At 63.9% G+C, this 22,276-nt stretch carries 18 protein-coding genes; 3 read left to right on the top strand and 15 right to left on the bottom strand.

Annotated elements, in window-relative coordinates:
• Positions 1-14 precede the first annotated feature (14 nt).
• Positions 15-671 carry a histidine phosphatase family protein gene (locus N5P29_RS07300; RefSeq protein WP_262277952.1) on the top strand — a complete coding sequence of 219 codons (657 nt, stop codon included), beginning with the start codon at positions 15-17 and terminating at the stop codon, positions 669-671.
• A gap of 9 nt (positions 672-680) precedes the next feature.
• On the opposite strand, the gene N5P29_RS07295 is transcribed toward N5P29_RS07300, so the two are convergent.
• Genes N5P29_RS07295 through N5P29_RS07275 form a run of 5 tightly spaced genes read right to left on the bottom strand, consistent with a single transcriptional unit; the run spans position 681 to position 5,160 of the window.
• Complete coding sequence (locus tag N5P29_RS07295; protein WP_262277951.1) at positions 681-1,472, bottom strand: DeoR/GlpR family DNA-binding transcription regulator; 792 nt, start codon at positions 1,470-1,472, stop codon at positions 681-683.
• A 24-nt stretch (positions 1,473-1,496) separates the two neighbouring features.
• Positions 1,497-2,351, bottom strand: coding sequence for a class II fructose-bisphosphate aldolase (locus N5P29_RS07290; protein ID WP_262277950.1), 855 nt, complete (start codon positions 2,349-2,351; stop codon positions 1,497-1,499).
• The gene (locus N5P29_RS07285) at positions 2,333-3,301 is read right to left on the bottom strand and encodes a 1-phosphofructokinase family hexose kinase (protein WP_262277949.1); all 969 of its coding nucleotides are present in this window, start codon (positions 3,299-3,301) and stop codon (positions 2,333-2,335) included. Before N5P29_RS07285 ends, N5P29_RS07290 begins: the two co-directional genes overlap by 19 nt.
• Complete coding sequence (locus N5P29_RS07280; protein ID WP_262277948.1) at positions 3,298-4,233, bottom strand: ROK family protein; 936 nt, start codon at positions 4,231-4,233, stop codon at positions 3,298-3,300. The genes N5P29_RS07285 and N5P29_RS07280 overlap by 4 nt, the downstream gene beginning before the upstream one ends.
• Positions 4,234-4,242: 9 nt before the next feature.
• The gene (locus N5P29_RS07275; RefSeq protein ID WP_262277947.1) at positions 4,243-5,160 is read right to left on the bottom strand and encodes an SIS domain-containing protein; all 918 of its coding nucleotides are present in this window, start codon (positions 5,158-5,160) and stop codon (positions 4,243-4,245) included.
• 273 nt (positions 5,161-5,433) lie between these two features.
• On the opposite strand from N5P29_RS07275, the gene N5P29_RS07270 reads away from it, so the two are divergent.
• Positions 5,434-9,336, top strand: coding sequence for an endo-alpha-N-acetylgalactosaminidase family protein (locus N5P29_RS07270; protein WP_262277946.1), 3,903 nt, complete (start codon positions 5,434-5,436; stop codon positions 9,334-9,336).
• Positions 9,337-9,408: 72 nt separating this feature from the next.
• Here the strand turns inward: N5P29_RS07270 and hutI are convergent, their stop codons facing one another.
• The 4 genes from hutI to tdh form a co-directional block, all read right to left on the bottom strand.
• Positions 9,409-10,638 carry an imidazolonepropionase gene (hutI, locus tag N5P29_RS07265; RefSeq protein ID WP_262277945.1) on the bottom strand — a complete coding sequence of 410 codons (1,230 nt, stop codon included), beginning with the start codon at positions 10,636-10,638 and terminating at the stop codon, positions 9,409-9,411.
• Between the two features lie 11 nt (positions 10,639-10,649).
• Complete coding sequence (locus N5P29_RS07260; protein ID WP_262277944.1) at positions 10,650-11,747, bottom strand: NAD(P)/FAD-dependent oxidoreductase; 1,098 nt, start codon at positions 11,745-11,747, stop codon at positions 10,650-10,652.
• Positions 11,748-11,933: 186 nt separating this feature from the next.
• Entirely contained in the window at positions 11,934-13,127 is a 1,194-nt protein-coding gene (locus tag N5P29_RS07255) for a glycine C-acetyltransferase (RefSeq protein WP_262277943.1), read from the bottom strand.
• 19 nt (positions 13,128-13,146) lie between these two features.
• A complete protein-coding gene (gene tdh / locus N5P29_RS07250; protein WP_262277942.1) occupies positions 13,147-14,193 on the bottom strand; it encodes an L-threonine 3-dehydrogenase in 1,047 nt (348 codons plus the stop codon).
• Positions 14,194-14,303: 110 nt separating this feature from the next.
• On the opposite strand from tdh, the gene N5P29_RS07245 reads away from it, so the two are divergent.
• Positions 14,304-15,233 carry a LysR family transcriptional regulator gene (locus tag N5P29_RS07245; protein ID WP_262277941.1) on the top strand — a complete coding sequence of 310 codons (930 nt, stop codon included), beginning with the start codon at positions 14,304-14,306 and terminating at the stop codon, positions 15,231-15,233.
• Between the two features lie 90 nt (positions 15,234-15,323).
• Here the strand turns inward: N5P29_RS07245 and N5P29_RS07240 are convergent, their stop codons facing one another.
• The 6 genes from N5P29_RS07240 to N5P29_RS07215 all read right to left on the bottom strand — a co-directional run bounded on the left by N5P29_RS07240 (position 15,324) and on the right by N5P29_RS07215 (position 22,262).
• On the bottom strand, positions 15,324-16,517 hold the full coding sequence (locus N5P29_RS07240) for a Gfo/Idh/MocA family protein (RefSeq protein ID WP_262277940.1): 1,194 nt from the start codon (positions 16,515-16,517) through the stop codon (positions 15,324-15,326).
• 16 nt (positions 16,518-16,533) lie between these two features.
• Positions 16,534-17,568, bottom strand: coding sequence for a LacI family DNA-binding transcriptional regulator (locus N5P29_RS07235; protein WP_262277939.1), 1,035 nt, complete (start codon positions 17,566-17,568; stop codon positions 16,534-16,536).
• Between the two features lie 121 nt (positions 17,569-17,689).
• The gene (locus tag N5P29_RS07230; protein WP_262277938.1) at positions 17,690-19,348 is read right to left on the bottom strand and encodes a type 2 periplasmic-binding domain-containing protein; all 1,659 of its coding nucleotides are present in this window, start codon (positions 19,346-19,348) and stop codon (positions 17,690-17,692) included.
• A gap of 52 nt (positions 19,349-19,400) precedes the next feature.
• Positions 19,401-20,324, bottom strand: coding sequence for a carbohydrate ABC transporter permease (locus tag N5P29_RS07225; protein ID WP_262277937.1), 924 nt, complete (start codon positions 20,322-20,324; stop codon positions 19,401-19,403).
• A 42-nt stretch (positions 20,325-20,366) separates the two neighbouring features.
• Complete coding sequence (locus N5P29_RS07220; protein WP_262277936.1) at positions 20,367-21,401, bottom strand: ABC transporter permease; 1,035 nt, start codon at positions 21,399-21,401, stop codon at positions 20,367-20,369.
• A 294-nt stretch (positions 21,402-21,695) separates the two neighbouring features.
• On the bottom strand, positions 21,696-22,262 hold the full coding sequence (locus tag N5P29_RS07215; protein WP_262277935.1) for a DUF5666 domain-containing protein: 567 nt from the start codon (positions 22,260-22,262) through the stop codon (positions 21,696-21,698).
• Positions 22,263-22,276: the final 14 nt, after the last annotated feature.

Raw genomic sequence — 22,276 nt, 5'->3', positions numbered from 1 at the left:
CAGAGAGAATATTCATGATCCGGCACGGACAGTCAGCCGCGAACGCAGATACGTCCATTTACAACCGCGTGCCGGACTACCGGATTCCGTTGACGGAGCAGGGCGTGGAGCAGGCCAGGATCGCCGGAGAGGACCTGCGGCGGAAGCTCGACGGACAGCAGGTCTGCGTGTACGTCTCCCCCTACTTGCGCGCCTACCAGACCCTCGAAGCCCTCAACCTGGGGCCCTTGATCGAGCGGGTCATCGAAGAACCGAGGCTTCGCGAACAGGACTGGGCCAACTTCCAGATCGCCGGGGACATTGAGGACCAGAAGGAGTTGCGGAATCTTTACGGCCACTTCTTCTACCGGTTCCGTGAGGGCGAGTCAGGCTCCGATGTCTACGACCGGGTGTCCTCGTTCATGGAGACGCTGTACCGGCACTGGCAGAAGCCCACGTACGCCCCCAACACGCTGCTGGTGACGCACGGGCTGACCATGCGCCTGTTCTGCATGCGCTGGTTTCATTGGACAGTGGAGTACTTCGAGTCGCTGAACAACCCCGGGAACGCGGAGTTGCGCACGTTGATCAAGAACGACGACGGCCAGTACAGCCTGGATCTGCCGTTCAGCCAGTGGGTGCCCAGGGATGTTGACGACTCGGTTCTCCACGCGCCAAGGATGCGGTTCTAGGCGCCGCCCTCAGCTCGCCGGAGCGACAATGACCTCGGTCCCCTTCGCTTCAAACGCGGCTTTGTCGTCGGCGCTGATCCCGGAGTCGGTGATGAGGTGCCTGAAGTCATATCCTGCCATGGCCGCAAAGGACCGCCGGCGCACCTTGGAGGAGTCGGCCACCACATAGGATTCAGTGGCCCTGCGCGCCATGACCGTGTTCACCATGGCTTCGCCTTCATCAGTAATGGTGGGTCCGAGGTCCGGATCCACGCCGTTGACGCCGATGAAGGCGATGTCCAAAGCAACCTTCTGCATGATGACGTCTGTGTAGGGTCCCACGAGTTCGTAGGAGCGGGGGTTCAGGATGCCGCCGGTGACCATGATCTTGATGTTGGGGCGGACAGCCAGTTGGGACGCAATGTTGATCGCGTTGGTCACCACGGTCAGTGTGGGCCTGTTCGAGGGCGCGTTGAGGTCTTCACGGGTGGACAACAGCTGGGCGAGAGCCGTGTTGGTGGTCCCTCCGCTCAGCCCGATGACCGCACCGGGACGGATGAGCGCCGACGCCGCCACGGCGATGTCCTGCTTGGCCTCCGCGTGGTCGTCCCGGTTGTACCGCCCGGGAAGATCGTAGGCCACCGATCCTGTCGTGGCGCCGCCCCTGGTCCTGCTGAGCAAACGCTGTTTGGCCAGGCTGTCCAGATCCCTGCGGGCCGTGGCAGGTGACACGCCAAGACGCGTCACGATGTCCTCTACTTCCACATGGCCGGACTCGGCCAGGAGATCGAGGATGGCGGTCAGCCGATCGGTGCGGGTCATGACTAGCCTTTCGCGGTTTCGACGCTATTTCGCTTTGGCGAACAGCGTCAGCATACGTGCCGACTCCAGCACCAGGGCCTCCCGGCCGGCCTTGATGTACTTCCGGGAGTCCACCACTGCGGGGTTGGCATCGAGGTACTCACGGACGGCGCGGGTGAAGAACCCGTTCAAATGTGTGGATACGTTGATCTTAGTCATACCAGCGCCGATAGCAGCTACGAGCATGTCGTCTGTGACACCGGAGGAGCCATGGAGGACCAGTGGTTTTCCGACGGCAGATTTCAGCCGGGTGATCAAGTGCAGGTCCAACGCGGCGCTGCGTTCGGTCATGGCGTGTGAGGACCCGACAGCCACCGCCAGTGCGTCCACTCCTGTCGCTTCCACGAATGCCTTTGCCTCAGCCGGGTCGGTCCGGACTCCCGGTGCATGGGCTCCGTCCTTGCCGCCAACTTTCCCCAGTTCGGCTTCGACGTAGACGCCGCGTTCATGGGCGTAGGCAGCAACGCGGCGCGTGACTTCGACGTTCCACTCGTAGGGCAGGTGCGCGCCGTCGTACATCACAGAGCCAAAGCCGAGGTCCACAGCGGCGAGCGCCAGGTCTTCGGACTCCGCGTGGTCCAGGTGGAGGGACACCGGCACGGAGGCCGAACGGGCGATCGCGAGGGCCGCCGACGCAATCGGTTCCAGGCCGCCATGGTACTTCGCGCAGTTCTCGGAGACCTGGAGGATCAGCGGAACGCCCGCGGCCTCAGCCCCGGCTACCAGGCCCTCGGCAGTTTCGATATGGATGACGTTGAACGCGCCTTGGCCGATGCCCGCGGCGGCGGCCTTGTCCATGAGTTCTCGCGTATTGACCAGGGTCACCGGGTCTCCTTCCATATAACGATCAGTTGGTCCTGGAGCTCCTGGTACCGCGGCGAAATCTCGCCCGCGGCCGGCATGAGCACGGCAGCAGCGGACCAGGCGGTGGCCCTGCGCAGAATCTCTCGGGGTTCGGTGATGCCTTCGGCGAGTGCGACGGCGGCAGCCGCCACACCGGCGTCGCCCGCCCCTGTGGGGTTGCCGCTGAGCGGTTCCGGCAGGCGCGCACTCCAGTATCCGCCCGGGGCTGCGTGGTCGAAGGCGAGCATGCCGTCAGCTCCGGCACTGACGAGGACCGTGCGGGCCCCCATGTCGATCAGCGAGAGGGCCGCGGCTTCAAGGCTGGACTCCCCCGTCGCTTCAGCCAGTTCATGATGGTTCGGCTTGAGGATGTCGGCCCCCGCTTTGGCGGCAGCGACGATCCCGGGACCGGAAGTATCGATGATGGCGGGGACACCGGCGTCGTGGGCCATGCGTACGAGCTCCGGGTAGAAGTCCGCGGGTGCGCCCTGGGGCAGACTTCCCGATCCCACCACCACTGAGGCGGGCAGGTTGCGGTTGCCGGTGACTGCCTCGCTCACGGCGGTCCTGAGCGAACGCCATTCATCAGGAAGCAGGGCCTGGCCTTCCTCGTTGAAAATGGAGGTTTCCCCGGCCAGCGTGTCCACCAGGGCGATGCTGCGCCGCGTCTCCGCCGCAACGCCCACCAGGAGGTGCGGGACGCCGCTGGTCCAGAGCTCGTCAGCCAGCGTCTGTCCTGCAGCTCCTCCTGTCGGGGCTATGGCCAGGACGGGGTAATCGAGCTGGTGCGTGACCCGGGCAACGTTGATCCCCTTGCCGCCGGCGCGGCTGATCGGGGTGGGAACCCGGTGGCTTGCACCCTCCGTGATGCCTTGGACCGTGTAGGTCATGTCGATGGCCGGGTTGGGCGTCACAGTGATGATGCGGTTCACCGCGGCCCGCTTCATCGTCCGGCTCCCAACAGCACCCGGGCATTCAGCGCGGCACCGAGCAAGCCCGCATCCTGGCCCAGCTCGGCCCTGATGAGGCGGGGACGGCGCTGGAAATCGAGGATCTGGTCCACCCGTGCCCGCAGTGGCTCCAGGAGCTTGTCGCCGGACTCAGCGAGTCCGCCGCCGATGACCACGGCTTCGGTGCCGATGATGTTGACGCACTGGCAGATGGTGAATGCGAGCGCATCAACCGCTTCCGCCCAGATGCGTTGCGCGGTTGTGTCATCGGAATCGGCGCGGGCCAGGACATCGCGGGCACCCTGCACCGGGTTGCTTGTAGCCCGCTGGTAGCGCTTGGCTATTGCGCCGGCCGAACCGACAGCTTCCAGGATCGTGGCAGCGGTGGTGCCGGGAACGGCGTCGGGGTCCGGAACCTGTGCATGGCCGAGCTCGCCGGCAAAACCACCCGCCGTCACGGCCTTGCCACCGGAGAAGACTGCGGCCGCGATTCCGGTGCCCACCACCATGACCACCACTTCGCTGAACTCTTTCGAGCCACCAAGTGCGTGCTCAACGGCAGCGGCGGAGCGGACGTCGTGGTCGAAGGCGACCGGAATGCCGAGCCGTTTTTCAGCTTCGGCCGTGAAAGGAAAGTTCCGCCATCCGAGGTTGGCAGAGTAGACGCCCACCCCTGCCACCGAGTCGACTATGCCGGGGACGATGATACCGGCGGCTTTGGCAGGGGTGCCCGGGAATTCGGCTTCCAGCTCCAGGGCCAGTTCGACGAGGCGATCCAGCACAGCTTCGCCGGGCCGGGCCGGGTCCAGGGGCGTGGGAACCCGGCGCATGCCCAGCACGACGCCCTTGGCATCGACCAATCCGGCCTTGATGTCCGTCCCGCCAACGTCGAAGGACAGGACCGGTGATTCTGCGGCTCCAAGAACCATTGCGGGGGCCTAGGCGGAGGCGTCGAGAATGACCGAACGGGTCAGGTTGCGTGGCAGATCCGGATTCAAACCGCGGACCCGTGCACGCTCCAGTGTCACCTTATGGACCCGGGCCAGTTCGGCCAGGGGGTGCTTGTCTGTGTGGATGTACAGGGCTCCGGTGGCCGCCATGTCCTGGTCCAGGCCCTCGGGCTGGGTGCCGAACAGCCAGGTGACCCGGCCGGGGGCAGCAATGGAAATCGGCCCGTGGCGGTACTCCATGGCCGGGTATGACTCGGTCCAGCCCTGGACAGCTTCGCGCATCTTCAATCCGGCTTCATGGGCCAGGCCAACGGTCCATCCTGTTCCGAGGAAGGTGAACTGCTCGGCCTCCAGGAGTTCCTGCGGCACCGGGGCGCTCACGGCTTCACGGGCGTCTTCGATGGCCTGGCGCACGTCGATGCCAAGGCTCGCCAAGAGGTAGACCAAGGCCGTTGTGGCAAAACGGGTCTGCACCACGGAACGCTCGTCCGCGTACTGCAGGCCAATGACAGTGTCGGCCAGCCCGACGATCGGGGAACTGGTGTCGCCGATGATGGCGACCGTGGGAACGATTCCCTTCAACCCGGCCAGGATCTCAAGTACCTCAGTGGTGGTGCCTGAGCGCGTGATGGCCACAACGGCGTCGTACTGGCGGTCGGCGCTGTTGCTGTTGAGGAAAGCCTCGGAAGCGGCAAAAGCATCGGTGACACCCTTGCCGGCAGACTCGCGGGCGGCGGCGTAGCTCTGGGCCATGAACCAGGACGTGCCGCAGCCGATGACTGCGATGCGCTTTCCATCCGCGGGAAGCAGTTGTTCGGCGTTGGCCTGCTCCACGGCGCGCTGCCACACCACCGGCTGGGAGAGCAGCTCTTCCTCCATGAAGGCGCCCAGAATGTTCTCGCTCATCGTGTGTTTCGCTCCCGCTCATGTAATGACGTTTTTTGATCTATAGAAACACTAAACGATCATTTTCAATCTCACAAGGATCATCTACTGGAGAAGATGCGCATTGGCACCTTCGGGAGCGCGGCATAACGATCGCGGCGCCTCGGTGTTCCAGTCTGTGCTTTTAAGTTAAGTCTCTGTCAACTCTTGTCATCTTCTTGTTCGTGCAGCAGTGTTGGATAAGTCCGCAAGAAAGTGATTATTACTCCATCGAAATAATCAATAAGGAGCATCATGCCCCGCTCTACATCCCCTGGACGCCTTGCCTCGCTGAGCATGGCATGCGTCGTCGCTTCCTCCTCGCTGGGGCTGCTGGCCATCGAACCCGCCAATGCAGTCCCGTTGTCCCTGCCCACAGACGTCGTCAACGCCGGCGACACTGCCACTCTCACCTCCGCCGCCCTCCGCGTAGACGTCGCCACTACTTTCCCCCAAGTCCTTGGCTACACCGACATCGCTTCGTCATCCCGCCTCGACGGCACCACGAGCCGGTTGAACACCGTTACCCTCAACGGCGTGGAGTACGTCGTCACGGGATCGTCCACTGCCCACGGAAAGGACGCACGCGACTACGTCCTCACCGTGCCCGACTTCGGCAACGCCGTGATCAAGGCCCGGCTGTCCGTCACAAAGAATGTGGTCTCCTTCAACGTCACGGAGATCAAGGACTCCGCGGAACACCTCGTCAAGACCTTGCAACTCCCCCGCCTGAACCTGGTCACTGTTGGCTCCGTACAGCCGGGCGCCCAGGTCTCCACGGCCAATCTGTCAGTTGACCGCAGCGTCAGTGGCGACGAATTCACGCCAATTACTGCCGCGACGCCCCTGGATACTGCACCCAGGAGCTCGGCGTACGCGCTGGCCAACACCGCTGCGTTGGGTGCCGCCGTCGAATCCAACGCCCTTTACGACACCTCCTCCGGCCCCGGCACAAAGGACAAGGGCCGCTTCTGGCGTCAAGCCGTCAGCGACGGCGCGGGCGGGGTTTCCATGGGCATTGCCAGTGGCCAGTGGCTGTACCGGGCCGATGGTTCCACCACCACGGAGGAACTTCCCTGGACCAGGGTTGCCATCACCGCCGACGCGAATGCCGACGGCGGCGTGGACTGGCAGGACGCAGCGATAGCCATGAGATCCATCCAGGTGTCCGCCAACAAGGGCGAACAGACCCCGGACAACGTCATCACCCACATCCCCTTCAACTTTGCCTCACAGGCAACCCACCCGTTTCTCCGCACGCTCGACGACGTCAAGCGCATCTCCCTCGCAACGGATGGGTTGGGCCAGGTGGCCATGCTCAAGGGCTACACCAGCGAAGGCCACGACTCGGCCAACACCGATTACGGGAACAACTTCAACACCCGCGCAGGCGGGCTGGAGGACCTCAACACTTTGGTGAAGGAGGGCAAGGACTGGAACGCCAGTTTCGGCGTCCACATCAACGCCACGGAGATCTATCCCGAAGCAAAGTCCTTCAGCGAAGACCTGCTGCGGGCCGACAAGGGTCTCGGCTGGAACTGGCTGGACCAGTCGTACTACATCAACCAGCGCCAAGACATCAACTCCGGCAAGCTCGCCCAGCGCATCAAAGAACTCCGCGAAGCCACGGACGAGAACCTGGACTTCGTCTACGTGGACGTCTACTACGAATTCGGCTGGCTCGCCGAGCGGCTGCAGCAGGAACTGGTCAAGAACGGCTTTCGTGTGGGATCGGAGTGGGCCGACCATCTGTCCCGCAACAACACGTGGTCGCACTGGGCCAACGATGAGAAGTACGGCGGCTCCACCAACAAGGGCGTCAATTCCCAGATCCTGCGCTTCATCAACAACAGCCAATCGGATGTGTGGAACCCGGACCCCAAGCTCGGCGTCAGCCACATTGTGGAGTTCGAGGGCTGGACTGGGCAGAACGACTTCAACGCCTTCAGCGAGAATGTCTGGACAGCCAACCTCCCGGCCAAGTTCCTGCAGCACCACCCGATCACCAAATGGACACCGGACCGGATCGACCTTGCCGATGGCGTGTCGGTGACAGGCAACACCGCCGAAGCACGCAACATCACCGTAGGTGGAGCAACCGTCCTCTCCGGCGGCACCTACCTCATGCCATGGTCGTCAAAAGAAGACGGCAAGGCCGACAAGCTCTACCACTACAACCCTGCAGGAGGCGCCAGCACCTGGACGCTCACCAAAGAGTTCGCCAAGTCCACCTCGCTTGAAGTGTTCAGGTTGACCGACAATGGGCGCGTCAAGGTAGCTGATGTGCCGGTCGTCAACGGCCAGGTAACTGTGATCGCCGAGGCGAACCAGCCCTATGTTCTCACCACAAAGGGCAACACCCTTCCCAAGAAGGCACTCTTCGGCGAAGGCACGCCGTTCAACGATCCCGGGTTCAACGGCAGCGACCTCTCCCCCTGGAACCCCACGGGCAACGTCACCCAAGTGCGCGACGACAAGGGGCGCCGCTTCGCCGAAATGGCGGCAACGCCGTCGTCGATCAGCCAGGAAGTAAAACTCGACGCCGGAACCCAATCGGTCAGTGCGTGGCTTGAAATCCAACCCGGCAAGGTCCGGCCCACTACCCTGTCCGTCGACATCAACGGCAAGACCGAAAGCATCACCGTCGATTCGTCCAACGCAGAAAACTACGTGGCCGGCGACGAGAAGCACGGGACAGCCTTCCAGCGCGTTCGCGTGTTGGTGGACGTACCACGGAACAACACCAAAGCCACCGTTTCGGTCACAACCGCCGACGGCGAAGGCACCGTACGCGTGGACGACTTCAGGGCGGTGAAGACCACCCGCGTTCCCACCACCGGCGTGCTCAGCGAAGACTTCGAGAACGTCGACCAAGGCTGGGGACCCTTCGTCAAGGGCAATGCCGGTGGTTCCACGGACCCCCGGACCCACATCACCGAGCGCAACGAGCCTTTCACGCAGAAGGGCTGGGACACCAATGTGATCGACGAGGTCCTGGATGGCAGGTGGTCCCTGATCGCCCACGACGAAAACACTGCCCCTGACGGCGGACCTGGCATGGTGTACCGCACCACAGAAGCCACAGTGCCCTTCCTGGCAGGACACAAATACAAGGTGTCCTTCGATTACCAGAACTCGAAAGCCGGTCAATACGCCTGGGTTTCCGGTTACGACTCCCAAGCAGGCCCCGCTGTCACGGGCAGCCAGCCGATTGATGCAAAAACCACCACCGCCAGGTTCGAGCAGATCCTCGATACCGGATTCTGCGGGGACTATTTCGTGGGGCTGCAGCGGACAGGAAGCGCGAACGGCTCCGACTTCACCCTGGACAATGTCCTGGTGGAGGACCTCGGTGCCTCGGACGCCGTCCCGGCCTGTGCGCAACTCTCCGCCGAACTTCAAGGCGACGTGGTCCAGCAGGGCAAGGCGCAGGACTTGGTCACGACGTTTGTCTCCGACGAACCGGCGGCCATCAAGGATGTGTCCGTTGAACTTGCCCTCCCCGAGGGCTGGACGGCGACGCCGGCCACGCCGGCAACGGCAGCAACCCTGCCCGCCGGTGGAAGTCTCGCCACCACCTGGAAAGTCACTGCACCCGCTTCGGCGGACGGCGATTACCCGCTCACGGCGACGGCAAAGTACACCACCACCACAGCCCCCGCAGGCAGCCGTACCATCAGCACCACCACCGCTGTCCGGACGCTCCCCAAACCGCCGCAGGCAAGCGTCTACGCGAGCGACCACCCCTGGGTAAGCGCAACGAATGGCTGGGGACCAGTGGAGAAAGACATGTCGAACGGAGAGCAGGGCGCCGGCGACGGCAAGCCGCTGACGCTGAACGGAACAGTCTTCGCCAAGGGACTCGGCGCCCATGCCAACAGCACCATCCGTTACTTCCTGGGAGGCCGCTGCACCGCCTTCAACGCCACCGTTGGAATCGACGACGCCCAGCCGACGCGGGGCAGCGTGAAGTTCTCCGTGGTGGCTGACGGCACCACCAAGCTCACAACCCCGGTACTGGGAGCCACCAGCGCTCCCCGGCCGCTCACCGTTGATGTCACCGGCGCCCAGTACGTGGAGCTCGTGGCAGATGACGCGGGCGACTCCAACGGCAACGACCACGCAGACTGGGCCGGCGCCAAATTCACCTGCGCTTAAAAGCAACGCGGGGTCACTTATGGCCCATCCCACCAGGGATTTCCGGCCATAAGTGACCCCGCGTTGCGTTAACTAGACCGCGCGCACGCCCGCCCGCCAGACGGAATGCGTCAACGGGATCCCGGGGCGGTACGCCAGGTGGGTGGCCGACGGCGCCTTCAGCATGTGGAGGTCGGCGCGATGTCCGACGGCGAGCGAACCCACCGCCCGTTCGCCGTCGACGTCGTTCCCGGACTCACGGCCCAGCGCCAGGGCGCCGCCGTAGGTCGCCGCCCGAACGGCTTCGTGCACGCTCAGGTGCATCTGAAGGACGGCCGTGGTCACGCAAAACGCAATGGAGCTGGTGTACGAAGTGCCGGGATTGCAATTGGCTGCCAGCGCGATCTGCACGCCGGCGTCGATCAGTTCCCGGCCGGGGGCCAGGGGCTGGCGGGTGGAAAGGTCGCAGGCAGGCAGGCACGTAGCAACCGTGCCCCTGGTCCCTTGGCCCGTCGCTGGGTCCCAGCCGGCCCACGTGGCGGCGAGGGCGGCGACATCCTTGTCCGAAAGGTAGTTCACGTGATCCACGCTTGCAGCGGCGAACTCCACGGCAAGAGCCACGCCCGGACCTTCACCCAACTGGTTCCCGTGGACCCTCAGGCCCAATCCAGCGTCGCGGGCTGCCGTCAGGACCCGACGGGACTGGTCTTCGGTGAATGCACCGCGCTCACAGAAGACATCTGCCCAGCGGACGTGCGGGAGGACGGCATCGAGCATGGCGCCGCATACCAGGTCTGTGTACTCTTCCGGATCGGAGCCTGCGGGGACCAGGTGCGCGCCGAGGTAGGTGACCTCGTCCACCTCGGCTGCTGCAATGCGGGCGCTGCGGGCTTCGTTCTCCACATCCAGCCCATAGCCGGTCTTGCTCTCGAGGTAGGTGGTTCCCTGCGAAACCGCTTCGGCCACCCTGTCCCGCACGAGTCGGGTCAGCTCGTCGTCGCTGACGCTCCTGGTTGCTCCGGTGGTGACGGCTATGCCACCGGCACTGTAGCTCTGCCCGGCCATCCGGGCCTCAAACTCGGCTGTGCGATCCCCGGCGAAAACGAGGTGGGAATGCGAATCAACCCAGCCAGGCAGGACGGCGCGGCCTTCGGCGTCGACCCGGTTGTCTGCTGCCGGCGCCTCTGCACTCGACCCGATCCAGGAGATACGCTCGCCCTCAAGGACGATCGCCGCATCCTTGAGGACCCGGTGCTCCAGGTCCTGGGTCATCAGCTCGCCGATGTTGGTGATGAGTGTGCTGGGTGGTGTGATTCCGCTCATAAGGCTATTGTTCAGCGCCGGATGGACCAGCGGGTGGCCGCCAGCTGCTCCGCTGTCCGGGATTCCGGACTCTCGGCATCGACGGTCCCCAGAATGAGGGCCGCCGCCAACTCCGCAATGGCCGAGGATGTCTGGAATCCGTAGCCGCCCTGTCCGGCCAGCCAGAAGAAGCCGGGTGCTTCGGCGTCGAATCCCACCACGGGGATCCCGTCCGCTGCCTCGGTCCGCAGTCCGGTCCAGGCCCGGTCCACGGAGCGGATGCCCAGCGTGGTGAGGTGGTTGAGGTTTCCGATCAGTGCGTCGATGTCCCCAGGGTGGGGCTTGGCGTCCTCGGCCCCGCTGGGCACATGTTCCGACGGCGAGATCAGGACCTGGTTGCCTTCGGGCCGGAAATAGAAGGAATCGTCGGCCGCGCACACCATGGGGGTTTGCCGCGGGAGCGGGTTGGCGACGTTGACGATCGCCGCCGTGCGGCGGTAGGGCTGGAGCCCAAGCTTCTCCACGCCGCTGATGACGGCCAGTTCGTCCGCCCAGGCACCTGCCGCATTGACCACGACGCCGGACTGGAACCCTTCAGTTCCTGCCCCCACCTGCCAGCCGGCCCCCAACCGCTGTGCGGAGTGGACCTTTGCTCCGGTGATGATGTCCACGCCAGCGGCTGCGGCGTTCTGTCGATGTTCCTCCAGCAAAAGCGGAGCATTGCAGCCGAAGGAGCCGTTATCCAGACCGGCCGCCGTGAAGGAATCAGGATTGAGGGCGGGGCAGAGCTCCATGGCCTCTGCGTGGCTGATGAGGTGCATATTTCCGCTGGCTTCAGCCCGGACAGTTTCTTCGTCGCCCACCAGCATGAAGCCGCGCGGGGTGAGAATCGGTTCCGTTGCCTTGGCGTCGCGGGCGGCCAGCAACTCCAGCGTCCTCACGGTGAGGTCCTGCACCACCGGCGGTCCATAGCTGGGGATCAGCTGCCGGGCCGACCTCGAAGAGGTATGGAAAGCCAGCGACTGCTCGGCCTCGACCAAGGCCACGGTGCATTTGCCGGCCAATGCCGCCGCCAAGGACAGCCCTGCTATGCCGCCGCCAACGATTACTACGTCATAATTCGAAGCCATGGGTCCATCCTTCCAGACGCTCTCTCACCAAACAGCCCCTTCCCCGCGTCGCTCGCTCACATCCCAACCGTTAAACCCAAACGCTCGCTCACTATCCCTGAGATAGTGAGCGAGCGTCCGGCTCAAGCACGCGGGACGTGAGCGAGCGTCCGGCTCAAGCACGCGGGACGTGAGCGAGCGTCAGGCTTAGGCGACGACGGCGCGGCTCTTGACGAACGCCTGTACGCACGCTTCGACGTCGTCCGTGCTGTGGGCGGCCGAGAGCTGTACGCGGATGCGCGCGGCACCCTTGGGCACCACAGGGTAGCTGAACGCCGTGACGAAGACGCCATGGGAGAGCATCTCATCGGCAACCTTCGCCGCAACCACGGCGTCACCGAACATCACCGGAATAATGGCGTGTTCGCCGTCGAGCAGTTCGAAGCCTTCTTCGCTCATCCGGCGGCGGAACAGCGCGGCGTTCTCGAACAGGCGGGTGCGCAGTTCACCGGATCCCTGCACCAGTTCCAGTGCCTTGATGGTGGCTGCAACGATCGCAGGAGCCAGGGAGTTGGAGAACAAGTACGGGCGGGCCTTCTGGCGCAGCATCGCGACGATCTCTCCGCGGCCGGAAACATAGCCACCGGACGCGCCACCCAACGCCTTGCCAAAGGTACCGGTGTAGATGTCCACCCGGTCTGAGACTCCGGCGTGCTCGGGAGTTCCGGCACCCGTGGGGCCCATGAAGCCCACGGCGTGGGAGTCGTCCACCATGACCAGGGCGTCGTGCTTCTCGGCGAGGTCGCAGATCGCTTCCAGGGGCGCGAGGAAACCGTCCATGGAGAAGACGCCGTCGGTGACGATGATCTTGCGCCGCGAACCGGCAGCCTCAACGAGCTTGGCTTCGAGGTCGGCCATGTCCTGGTTGGCGTAGCGGAAGCGCTTGGCCTTGCTCAGTCGGATGCCGTCGATGATCGAGGCGTGGTTGAGGGAGTCGGAGATGATGGCGTCATCCGGGCCGAAGAGGGACTCGAACACCCCGCCGTTGGCGTCGAAGCAGCTGGAGAACAGGATTGTGTCCTCAGTACCTAGGAAGGCCGAAACACGGGCCTCAAGTTCCAGGTGCAGGTCCTGGGTGCCGCAGATGAACCGGACGGAGGCCATGCCGAAACCGCGCTCGTCCATGGCGGACTTCGCAGCGGCGATGATCTCCGGGTGGTCGGCCAGGCCAAGGTAGTTGTTGGCGCAGAAGTTCAGGACTTTGTGGGCCGGCTGGCCGAGCTGGCCCGCGGCGATGTGGCTTGCCTGCGGGGAATCGATGTGGCGTTCGGTCTTGAAGAGTCCGGCGCTGCGGATCTCATCGAGTTCGCCCTGGAGTTGGTCTTTGATGGCTGAGTACATTGAATCGCTCCTGAGGTTCCTAGAGTTCAGTCCAGTCAAGGACCACTTTGCCGCCCACGCCGTTGCGGGCGATCTCGAAGCCCTTCTCCCACTCGGTGGCGGGCAGCTTATCGGTGACGACGGCGGAAATGTTGCGGTGAAGCACGGGGTTTGAAGAAAGCATGGCGCTCATGGCGTACCAGGTTTCGAACATCTCGCGACCATAAATGCCCTTGAGCGTGAGCATGTGCGTGACTACTTTGCCCCAGTCGATGTCGATGGACTGGCTGGGCAGGCCGAGCATGGCAATGCGTCCACCGTGGTTCATGTTCTCGATCATCTCAGGCAGTGCCGTGGGGTGTCCCGACATTTCCAGGCCGATGTCGAAGCCTTCGCGCATGCCCAATTCCTGCTGCGCCTCACGGACGCGCATCTTGGAGACGTCGACGGCGAGGTCCACACCCATCTGCTTGGCCAGCTCCAGGCGGGGTGCGGAAACATCGGTAATGGCGATCTTGCGCGCACCGGCGTGCCGGGCCACGGCGATGGCCATCAATCCAATCGGACCCGCGCCCGTGATGAGCACGTCCTCCCCCACCAGCGGGAAACTCAGCGCGGTGTGCACTGCGTTGCCGAAAGGGTCGAAGATGGCGCCGAGTTCGGGCGTAACGGATTCGTCGTGGTGGACCCAGACGTTGGTCTCGGGGATGACGACGTATTCGGCGAACGCACCATCGCGCTGCACGCCGACCGAGACCGTGTGGATGCACATCTGGCGGCGGCCGGCCCGGCAGTTGCGGCAGATCCCGCAGACCACGTGGCCTTCACCGGAGACGCGGTCCCCCACCTTGACGTCGCGCACGTCTTCGCCGATTTCCACCACTTCGCCGTAGAACTCGTGGCCCGCAATCAAGGGGGTTTCGATGATGCTTTGGGCCCAGGCGTCCCAGCTCTGGATGTGGAGGTCAGTGCCGCAGATGCCGGTGGTCATCACCCGGATCTTGACCTCCGACGGGCCTGCTTCGGGCTCGGGACGGTCGACGAGTTCAAACCCTGCATGGGGTCCGGATTTGTAGAGAGCCTTCATGGGGTTCCTCACTGGCTTGATGCTGCTTCGCTGCTGCTGACTTCCATTGAAAGCCCGCCAACGATTTAGCACAACTAGATTCTTCTCAATCAACGATTTAGGATTTGCTAATGGAAATCCACCAATTGCAGATGCTGCGGGAACTCGGCGACCTCGGCAGCGTCAAAGCCGTGGCGGAGACCCTCATGGTCACCCCTTCGGCTGTATCGCAACAGCTTGCTCTGCTGCAGAAATCCGTCGATGTTCCGTTGACGCGCAAAGAGGGCCGGGCCCTGGTGCTGACCGACGCCGGCCGTGTGCTCGCCGAGGCCGGTGCCGCCGTCGTCAACGCCATGGCGGATGCGCGGGCGGCCATCGGCGCGTACCACGACGCTCCAGACGCGCCGGTCAGCGTCAGCGCCTTTCACAGCGCGGGACAAGCGCTGTTCGCCCCTTTGGCGGCGCTGTTGGCATCCGGAAAAGCGTCCGACGGCGGCACGTCGCCGGGGCTTCGCCTCTCCGATGAGGACGTGGCCCAGGAGGATTTCCCCGGGTTGGTGGCGCGCTACGACCTTGTCCTGGCGCACCGGATGGACAACAGCCCGCCCTGGCCGGAGGACAAAGTCGCGGTGATACCCCTGGCGGACGAGCCCCTGGACATCGCACTGCCCGCGGCGCACCCCTTGGCTTCCCGCGTCGAACTGGAGCCGAACGACGTCGTGGATGAAGCCTGGGTGACCAGCCGCGACGGCTACTCCCCCGCGGACGTCCTGTCCGCCGTCGTCGCCGTCAGCGGGCGCCCGGCGGAAGTCCTGCACCGCATCAACGACTATTCGACGGTGGCGGCGTTGGTGTCGGCCGGCGGCGCGATCGGCCTGCTGCCGCGTTTTACGGCACGGCGTGTGCTGGACGCAGGCGTGGTGCTGCGGCCGTTGGCGGGCGTGAATTCCGTGCGCAAGATCGACATCCTGGCCCGGCCCGAGACCCTGAAACGGAAATCGGTCATGACGGTTTGCGAGTCACTTCAAACCGTCATGACCGGGCTTACCTCACCCAACTAAGGGACAGCACATGCTCTACTGAGGGCTCAATGGAGCGTTATCTGTCCCCCAGTTGGGTCAGCGGCGGCGGGCGGGGGCCACCGGCTGGGGTCAGTCGCGGACCAACGCGGGTTGTCCGGCGTCGAAATACTCCACCAGGTCCGCCGGCAGTTCCGGCACTTCCCGCGCCGAGCCGTCACCGCGCAACGATTCCGCGGCCAGGATACCCGCAACCACGGCCTGCCGGGCCGCGATGGGACTGGTCTGGGTGGTCCCGCCCTCCGAGGCGAAGCGCAGGAACTCCTCGATCAGTCGCGGATCGGCGCCACCATGGCCCCCTTCGCCGTCCAGAATGGTGATAACCCGGTCAGGTTCCCCCCGCCCCGACGTCCGCGAGGTCCAGACGTTGATGGTCTCCCCCGGCCCATCACCGAAGTTCTCGATCCGGCCCTTGGTGCCAATAATGGTGTAGTTCCGCCAGTAATCCGGAGTGAAATGGCACTGCTGGTAGGAGGCCAACACCCCGTTGTCCAGGACCATGTTCATCATGGAAATGTCCTCGACGTCGATCACCTCCGCCAGGTCCTTCTGCTCAGTCGGCGGCCAATTATCAAGGGAGAACCAGTCCCCCATGCGCCTGCCGGTGTTATCGGAGCGGCTGGCCACCTCGCCATAGACGGCCAGATCGCCGACGGCGGCAACCCGCTTGGTATAGCCGCCCGCCAGCCAGTGGATGACGTCGATGTCGTGGGCACCTTTTTGGAGCAACAGGGAGGTGACATTGGACCGCTGCGCGTGCCAGTCCTTGAAGTAGTAATCGCCGCCGTGGCCCACGAAATGCCGGCACCAGATCGCTTTGACCTCGCCGATGGTGCCCTCTTCGATGAGTTGGCGCATCTGTACTACAACGGGCATGTGGCGCATGTTGTGGCCGACGTACAGGCGCGTACCGGTTTCGTAGGCGGTTTTCAGGATCAGGTCGGCGGCCTCGACAGTGATGTCCAAGGGTTTCTCGCAGAACGTCGGAATGCCTGCCTTCAGGGTCCGGACGGCGACGGCGGCGTGCTGGCTGTCCGGGGTCAGGACCAGCACGGCGTCCAGGCCGCTTTCCAGCAACTCCTCGAGGTTGTCCGTGATGCGGGCCGTTGGCACGCGCCCGGCGGCATCGGCGCGCCCGCGTTCGCTGAGATCGCAGATGACGGTAACCTCCGAGCCCTGGCCAGGCTTGTGGGCGTGTTTCCACAACCCCGCGCGCAGGCCGAAGCCGACGATGCCGACCTTCAAATCCTTTTCCATGGTGTGCATGTTCCTTTACTGGTTCTTATCTAAGTCTGGTGGCGGCACTGCGGTGCGGCGCGGACTCGCGCACGAACAGGTGCCAGGGGAAGTCGAGGACGGCAGGGTCTGCATGGCTGGTTGCCCGTGTCAGGAGCCGCCGGGCGAGTTTGTCGAAGAAGTCCACGGGACCTACGGTGCTCAGCGAAGGCGACATCCGCTCGCCTTCCACGGTGTTGCCCACACCAATGATGTCCACGTCCGAGCCGACCCCCAGGCCCAGGCGTTGGGCCGCGTTGATGGCGCTGACAGCGGCGTAATCGGTGGTGGCGTAGATGGCAGTGGGCCGCTCCGGCAGGCTGAGGAGCCGGGTGGCAGCAGCATAGGCGCCGGCGCTCGTACCATCGAACAGTCCTACGTAATCCGGCCGTTCCGTGATGCCTGCCGCTGCCAACGCTTCGGAAAAGGCCCGGTATCGCGTCCCCCCGGAAGTACCGGCGGCCGTGGCCGGAGTCAGGCAGGCGACCTTTGCATGGCCGTGAAGCAGATGCTCCACGGCCATGCGGCAGCCCGGACCGGCAATGGAACGGACCACATCGAAACCGTCGGGTTCGACCTCTTCATCGAAGACCACCAACGTGGTTCCGCGCTCGGCAAGTTTTCGCAGGTCCTCGCGCTGGTCATGGCGGACAGCATCGACGAACACGGCGTCGGCATTGTGCGTTCCGAGCACTTTGACCCAGTCCGCATCGCCGAGGATCATCGGGGTGATCCCGAGTGGTACCGCAGCCTTTTGCACGGCCTCGATGACGGACAACGACCAAGGATCGGAGAGCATGGTCAACGACAGGATCACTGTGTTGGTGCGGCCCGTCCGGATGGCCCGGGCTGCCTGGTTGGGGCGGTAGCCCAGCCGCTCCGCGGCAGCCTTGACCTTCTCCGCCGTCGGATCTGAAACGCCCGGTCCGCCATCGCCCCGGCGGCCTGACAACACATACGAAACCGTGGCCGTCGACACGCCCGCCAGCTCGGCCACCATCCGGATAGTGGGCCGGACTCCGGTGCTGCCTGCTTTAGCCATGGTTCCCCCTGCTGTTGGTGTGCGCGTCGCGTTCTTTTGCTCGATCGTATTGCGTTGCGGGGCCCGCTTTGCGTGTTTTCGACGAGCCAAAGTGCGCAAAGCAGGCCCCACAACGAGAGTCCTAGCTCCGGAAGACTGGCGCGTTGGGATCCAAAGCGGCCTGGTACTCATCGCGCATCTTGTCCCCGCCTTCGCTCTTCCAGCGCTTGACGGCGTCCTTGAGTTCGTCGATCTTGGCGCGGCCGGTGATGATGTCCACTACCTTGTCCCGGAGCTGCTTGGTGATCTTGGCGCCCACCTTTGCGTTGGTGTCCGAGTAGGAACCGTTGGTTGGGTTGCGCCAGGCGATCTCCAGGAGCTTCTTTTCCTGCTCGCTGACATAACGGGTGTCGTCGTCGAATCCCGGGTTGAAGATGACGTTTTCGGGGCTGGCCATGATGTTCAGCGCCGAGACCAGGCCCGGGGCGTTGGTGCTTCCCGTGTCGGTGCGGGCCGGGTTGCCGGCGGCGTCGATGGTGTAGTCCTGCCCGGGCTCTCCGAAGTTCTTCTGCATGTACTCCACGGTCCCGAAAGGCGCCGACAAGTAATTGATGAGAGCAAGGAGTTCCCGGATCTTGCCTTCGTCGGCCTTCTTGAACGGCGTGAAGCCGACCGTGCCGTAGCCCATGTCGTAGGTGGGCTTGACCTTGCCGTCGGCACTGAAAGGAATGAGAACGTCAAAGCGGGCGGTCTTGTTCAGGGCACGGTAGCTGCGGAGGTCGTGAGGGCCCACCACTACCTGGGCCGCAACGCTGCCGTTGGCTACACGGGAACGGATGTCCGTGGCCTTGGAGTCCGGATAGAACACACCCGCAGCGAACATCTTTGCCGTGAACTCCACGCCGGCCATGTACTCGTCGGTCTCATAAAGGTGGGTCAGCGTGCGGTCCTTGTTGACGGCCCAGCTGTTCGGGGCACCAAACCACTCGGTCACCAGGTGCAGGGCGTTGATGTAGGCCGGTTCCAGGGCGTATTGCTGGTCTCCAGGACGTGTCAGTTCCTTGGCTTTGTCCAGGAATTCATCAGCGCTGGAAGCCTCGAAGCCACCCACTTTGGCCCACATGTCGTGGTTGCCCAGGTAGACCTGGCCGAACGGGGTACTCGGGATGGGCGCTCCCCAGATTTTCCCGTTGACGACGGCGGTCTTCCAGGAATCGGGCTTGAGCGCGGCCAGGTTGGGGTACTCAAGGACGGCGTCACCGGAAAGGTAGGGCGTCAGGTCCTGGAACTTCGCCTCCAGCATGGGACCCACGTTGGGAATGCCTTGGTTCGGCGGAACCCACATCATGTCCGGGAGGTCGTTGCTGGCCAGGACGGTGGCGAACTTGGCAGGGTAGCCGTCCCCGATGTCCTCGGCGATCTGCAGTTCCAGGTCGCCGCCGAGCTTGGCGTTGAGGCGCTGCCAGAAAGGGTTGTCCTTCAGGCCCGGGCTCATGGTGTCGAACGTTTCGGTCAGGCCAGTGACTTTCCCCTTCAGCGGGGGCGTCTTCACAGACTGCACAGGAGTGGGCAGTTTGAAATAACCGGCCTGGAGGCCCTGGGCGTTGCCTGCAATGTCCGGGGTGACCCCGGTGAATTCCTTGTAGGTGGGCAACTTGACCGAGGCGGAGGCTGCGGCGCCTCCGTTGCTTCCGGCCCCGCCACCACCGCAGGCGGACAAACCGACGGCGGTCACGGCCAGGCCTGCAAGGCCAAGGAAACCGCGGCGGCTGAATCCAGTCTGTGAGGTAGTGCTCGTCATGGCATAACCCTTTCTGGTTACGTGCATTGGTGTGTGTAGGTGGTTGTCGGGCTTAGCCCTTGACGGCGCCGGTGATGACGCCCTTGGCGAAGTGTTTTTGGAGGAAGGGGTAGACCATCAGGATGGGAACCAATGCCACCACGACGACGGCCATCTGGATCGACTGCGGCGGGGGCGTGGTGGTGATGCCGAGCTGGTCTGCGGCCCCGCTCCCCTGCACCACGAAGTTCCTCAGCAACAGCTGGATGGGCCATTTGCTGTGGTCGTTGATGTAGAGAAGCGCGTTGAAGAAGGAGTTCCAGAAGCCCACCGCATAGAACAGGCCCACCACTGCAATCACGGCTTTGGACAGCGGCATCACGATGCGCCACAGGATTTGCCAGTCGTTGGCGCCGTCGATCCTGGCACTTTCGATCAGTTCGCCCGGGATGTTCATGAAGAACGAGCGCATGACCACGAAGTTGAAGGCTCCAAAGATTCCGGGAAGGATCAGCGACCACAGGGAGTCCAGCAGCCCCAGTTGACGGATCATCAGGAACGATGGGATCAACCCGGGCGCAAAGAGCAGGGTAAAGAGCACGGCCAGGATGACCGGCCTGCCGAACAGCACCGGGCGGCTGGTGGCGTAGGCCATGGTGATGGTGACGAAGAGCGCCAGGATGGTGCCAACGGCGGTGATCAGAATGCTCACCCCGAGCGATTGCAGGACCATGGGGCCCTTGAAGATGGTGGCGTAGGCCTCCAGCGTGGGCCGCTCGGGCCACAGCACGAAACCGCCGGCCTTGACCAGTTGTTCCGTATCAGCCAGGGATGTTGAGACCACCAGCAGGATCGGTGTGAGGATGGACAGGCTGAAGACGATCAGGACTACTGCTTTGACCGTTTGATAGAGGGCGGAAGGCCTTTCCTTCCACACCGGGCGCTTGGGGTTGTACGTCAGTTCCCGGGGTTTCCTTGCAAAAAGTGTTGTTGCCATGGGTTTCTCCTTGTGCGGCGGGCGCGCGGCTCAGCGTGGCTTTCAGCGCACTTGTTTTGCGAAGATTCCGTCTTCGCCGAAGCGGTGGGCAAGTTTGTTGGCGCCGTAGATCAGCAGGGCGCTGACCACGCCCTTGGCCAGGCCGGCGGCAGCTCCCGAGCTCCAGCCGCCTCCCACTACGCCGGTGTAGTACGTGAAGGTGTCCAGGACTTCGGCAGCACCTGCTCCGACAGCGTCCCGCTGCAGGATGAACTGCTCGAAGCCAACCGAAAGGATGTCACCGATGCGCAGGATGAGGAGCAGGACTATGACGGGACGCAGCCCGGGAAGGGTGATGTGCCACATCCTCCGCCACCGCCCGGCGCCGTCGGCGGCCGCTGCCTCGTAGAGCGAGGCGTCGATGCTGGCCAGGGCTGCCAGGAAGATGATCATGGCCCAGCCGGCGTCCTTCCAGATCATCTGGACCACGACCATCACGGGGAAGGTTTCCGGGTTGGTCATGAAGGGAATGGGTTCCATGCCCCAGTCCCGGAGGAGGTTGTTGACGAAGCCCGCCCCGCCGAGCATCTGCTGGAAGAACGCGATCACAAGCACCCACGACAGGAAGTGCGGCAAATAGGCGATGCTCTGGAATATCTTCCGGACCCGGGTGCTGATGAGGGAGTCCACGATCAGTGCCAGGACCAGCGGCACGGGGAACAGGAAGACCAGCTGCCAGGCGGCCAGGTACAGGGTGTTCCAGAAAGCGTGGATGAAGTCGGGGTTGCCGAACAAGTCCACGAAGTTCTGCCAGCCCACCCAGAGGCTGTCTCCGATGCCGAGGTACGGCTGGTAGTCCTGGAAGGCGATGACGTTGCCCAGGATGGGGATGTAGAAGAACAGCAACAGGAACAAAACGCCCGGCACCATCATGAGGAGCATTTGCTTGTCCCGCCGCAGGCGGGACCGGAAGCTCTTCTGCGGAGCTCTGTTCTTCTTACGCTTCTTCGCACCGGTTCCGAGGGCGTTTCCACCCGTGCCGGGTGGGACTCGGCGGGCTTCGGGCAATGCCGGAGCTTGTTCCGTCGTCGAGTTCATGCTGTCTCCTCAAGTGCTGAGCGCGAATCCGTCATTGTGATTCGCACCACGCTCGTTAACCGTTTAACAAACCATAAAGGTGCTAGCAGAGTTTTGCAAGAAGATGATTGAAACTAGTCTCAGAAATCAGTTTCCATCACACATGGAAAACCAGGCGGCCGTCATCGCGCCACTTTGCGCGGCGCGCACCTGGAACCGCGGGTGCGAAGGGCGCAAAAGGGCGCGGGGCTGATGAGCTACTGGCGCGTGCGGCGGAAAGGGGTGCGTCGCCCGTGAAAGCTAGCCTGTGAACGACTAGATGGGCCCGTGCCCGCGCTTCACGCCGTGGCCCTTGACGCCGGCCGGCAGTTCTCCGGAGACGATCCTGTCGGCGGTGACCGCATCTCCGGCCTTCGTGCCGCTGATGTGCACGGTATCTCCGGTCTTCAGCTCGGCCGCAGTGGCCGACGGCAACGTGGGCTTGCCCCTGCCGTTCCGTAGTTGAGCCGCGTCTGCCGGGACCTTGCTGATCTTCGTATCGCCATTGATGGCGTAGCGCTGCGTGAAGCCGTCTTCGCTCTTGACGGTGATGTCAGAGCCGCTGACTGACTCGATGGTTCCCACCTGCGTCACAACGGTGCGGAAGCTCCCGTCCGGCTGCTTGACGACGTTCTCTCCGTTGATCCCTTGGCCGCGGACCTGCTGGTGCCCGGCTTTGGCTGACGCGGAGGGACTTGGCGCGGGGGTGCTGGAGGACATGTCCGACGGCGTGGGGTTGGGCTGGGTGCCGGCCCACACGGCGGCGCCCCCGGCACCGGTCAGGGCGACGGCGATCCCGCTTGCCAGAAGGGCCTTGCGAAGGCCCGGCGAAAGAGTGGCCATGGCTTAATTGTGCG

Origin of the sequence: Paenarthrobacter sp. JL.01a (assembly GCF_025452095.1) — a bacterium.
In the GTDB taxonomy this organism is placed as follows: domain Bacteria; phylum Actinomycetota; class Actinomycetes; order Actinomycetales; family Micrococcaceae; genus Arthrobacter.
Note: the sequence above shows the minus strand (reverse complement) of the source record. Positions and strands in the feature narration are given on the sequence as shown.

Bases quoted from the DNA above. Each gene is read 5' to 3' on its own strand.
- N5P29_RS07280 (WP_262277948.1), bottom strand. From the start codon at position 4,233: ATGGTTCTTGGAGCCGCAGAATCACCGGTCCTGTCCTTCGACGTTGGC.
- N5P29_RS07300 (WP_262277952.1), top strand. From the start codon at position 15: ATGATCCGGCACGGACAGTCAGCCGCGAACGCAGATACGTCCATTTAC.
- N5P29_RS07225 (WP_262277937.1), bottom strand. From the start codon at position 20,324: ATGGCAACAACACTTTTTGCAAGGAAACCCCGGGAACTGACGTACAAC.
- N5P29_RS07245 (WP_262277941.1), top strand. From the start codon at position 14,304: ATGGAAATCCACCAATTGCAGATGCTGCGGGAACTCGGCGACCTCGGC.
- N5P29_RS07230 (WP_262277938.1), bottom strand. From the start codon at position 19,348: ATGACGAGCACTACCTCACAGACTGGATTCAGCCGCCGCGGTTTCCTT.
- N5P29_RS07295 (WP_262277951.1), bottom strand. From the start codon at position 1,472: ATGACCCGCACCGATCGGCTGACCGCCATCCTCGATCTCCTGGCCGAG.
- N5P29_RS07215 (WP_262277935.1), bottom strand. From the start codon at position 22,262: ATGGCCACTCTTTCGCCGGGCCTTCGCAAGGCCCTTCTGGCAAGCGGG.
- N5P29_RS07220 (WP_262277936.1), bottom strand. From the start codon at position 21,401: ATGAACTCGACGACGGAACAAGCTCCGGCATTGCCCGAAGCCCGCCGA.
- N5P29_RS07240 (WP_262277940.1), bottom strand. From the start codon at position 16,517: ATGCACACCATGGAAAAGGATTTGAAGGTCGGCATCGTCGGCTTCGGC.
- hutI (WP_262277945.1), bottom strand. From the start codon at position 10,638: ATGAGCGGAATCACACCACCCAGCACACTCATCACCAACATCGGCGAG.
- N5P29_RS07255 (WP_262277943.1), bottom strand. From the start codon at position 13,127: ATGTACTCAGCCATCAAAGACCAACTCCAGGGCGAACTCGATGAGATC.
- tdh (WP_262277942.1), bottom strand. From the start codon at position 14,193: ATGAAGGCTCTCTACAAATCCGGACCCCATGCAGGGTTTGAACTCGTC.
- N5P29_RS07275 (WP_262277947.1), bottom strand. From the start codon at position 5,160: ATGAGCGAGAACATTCTGGGCGCCTTCATGGAGGAAGAGCTGCTCTCC.
- N5P29_RS07260 (WP_262277944.1), bottom strand. From the start codon at position 11,747: ATGGCTTCGAATTATGACGTAGTAATCGTTGGCGGCGGCATAGCAGGG.
- N5P29_RS07235 (WP_262277939.1), bottom strand. From the start codon at position 17,568: ATGGCTAAAGCAGGCAGCACCGGAGTCCGGCCCACTATCCGGATGGTG.
- N5P29_RS07270 (WP_262277946.1), top strand. From the start codon at position 5,434: ATGCCCCGCTCTACATCCCCTGGACGCCTTGCCTCGCTGAGCATGGCA.
- N5P29_RS07285 (WP_262277949.1), bottom strand. From the start codon at position 3,301: ATGAAGCGGGCCGCGGTGAACCGCATCATCACTGTGACGCCCAACCCG.
- N5P29_RS07290 (WP_262277950.1), bottom strand. From the start codon at position 2,351: ATGGAAGGAGACCCGGTGACCCTGGTCAATACGCGAGAACTCATGGAC.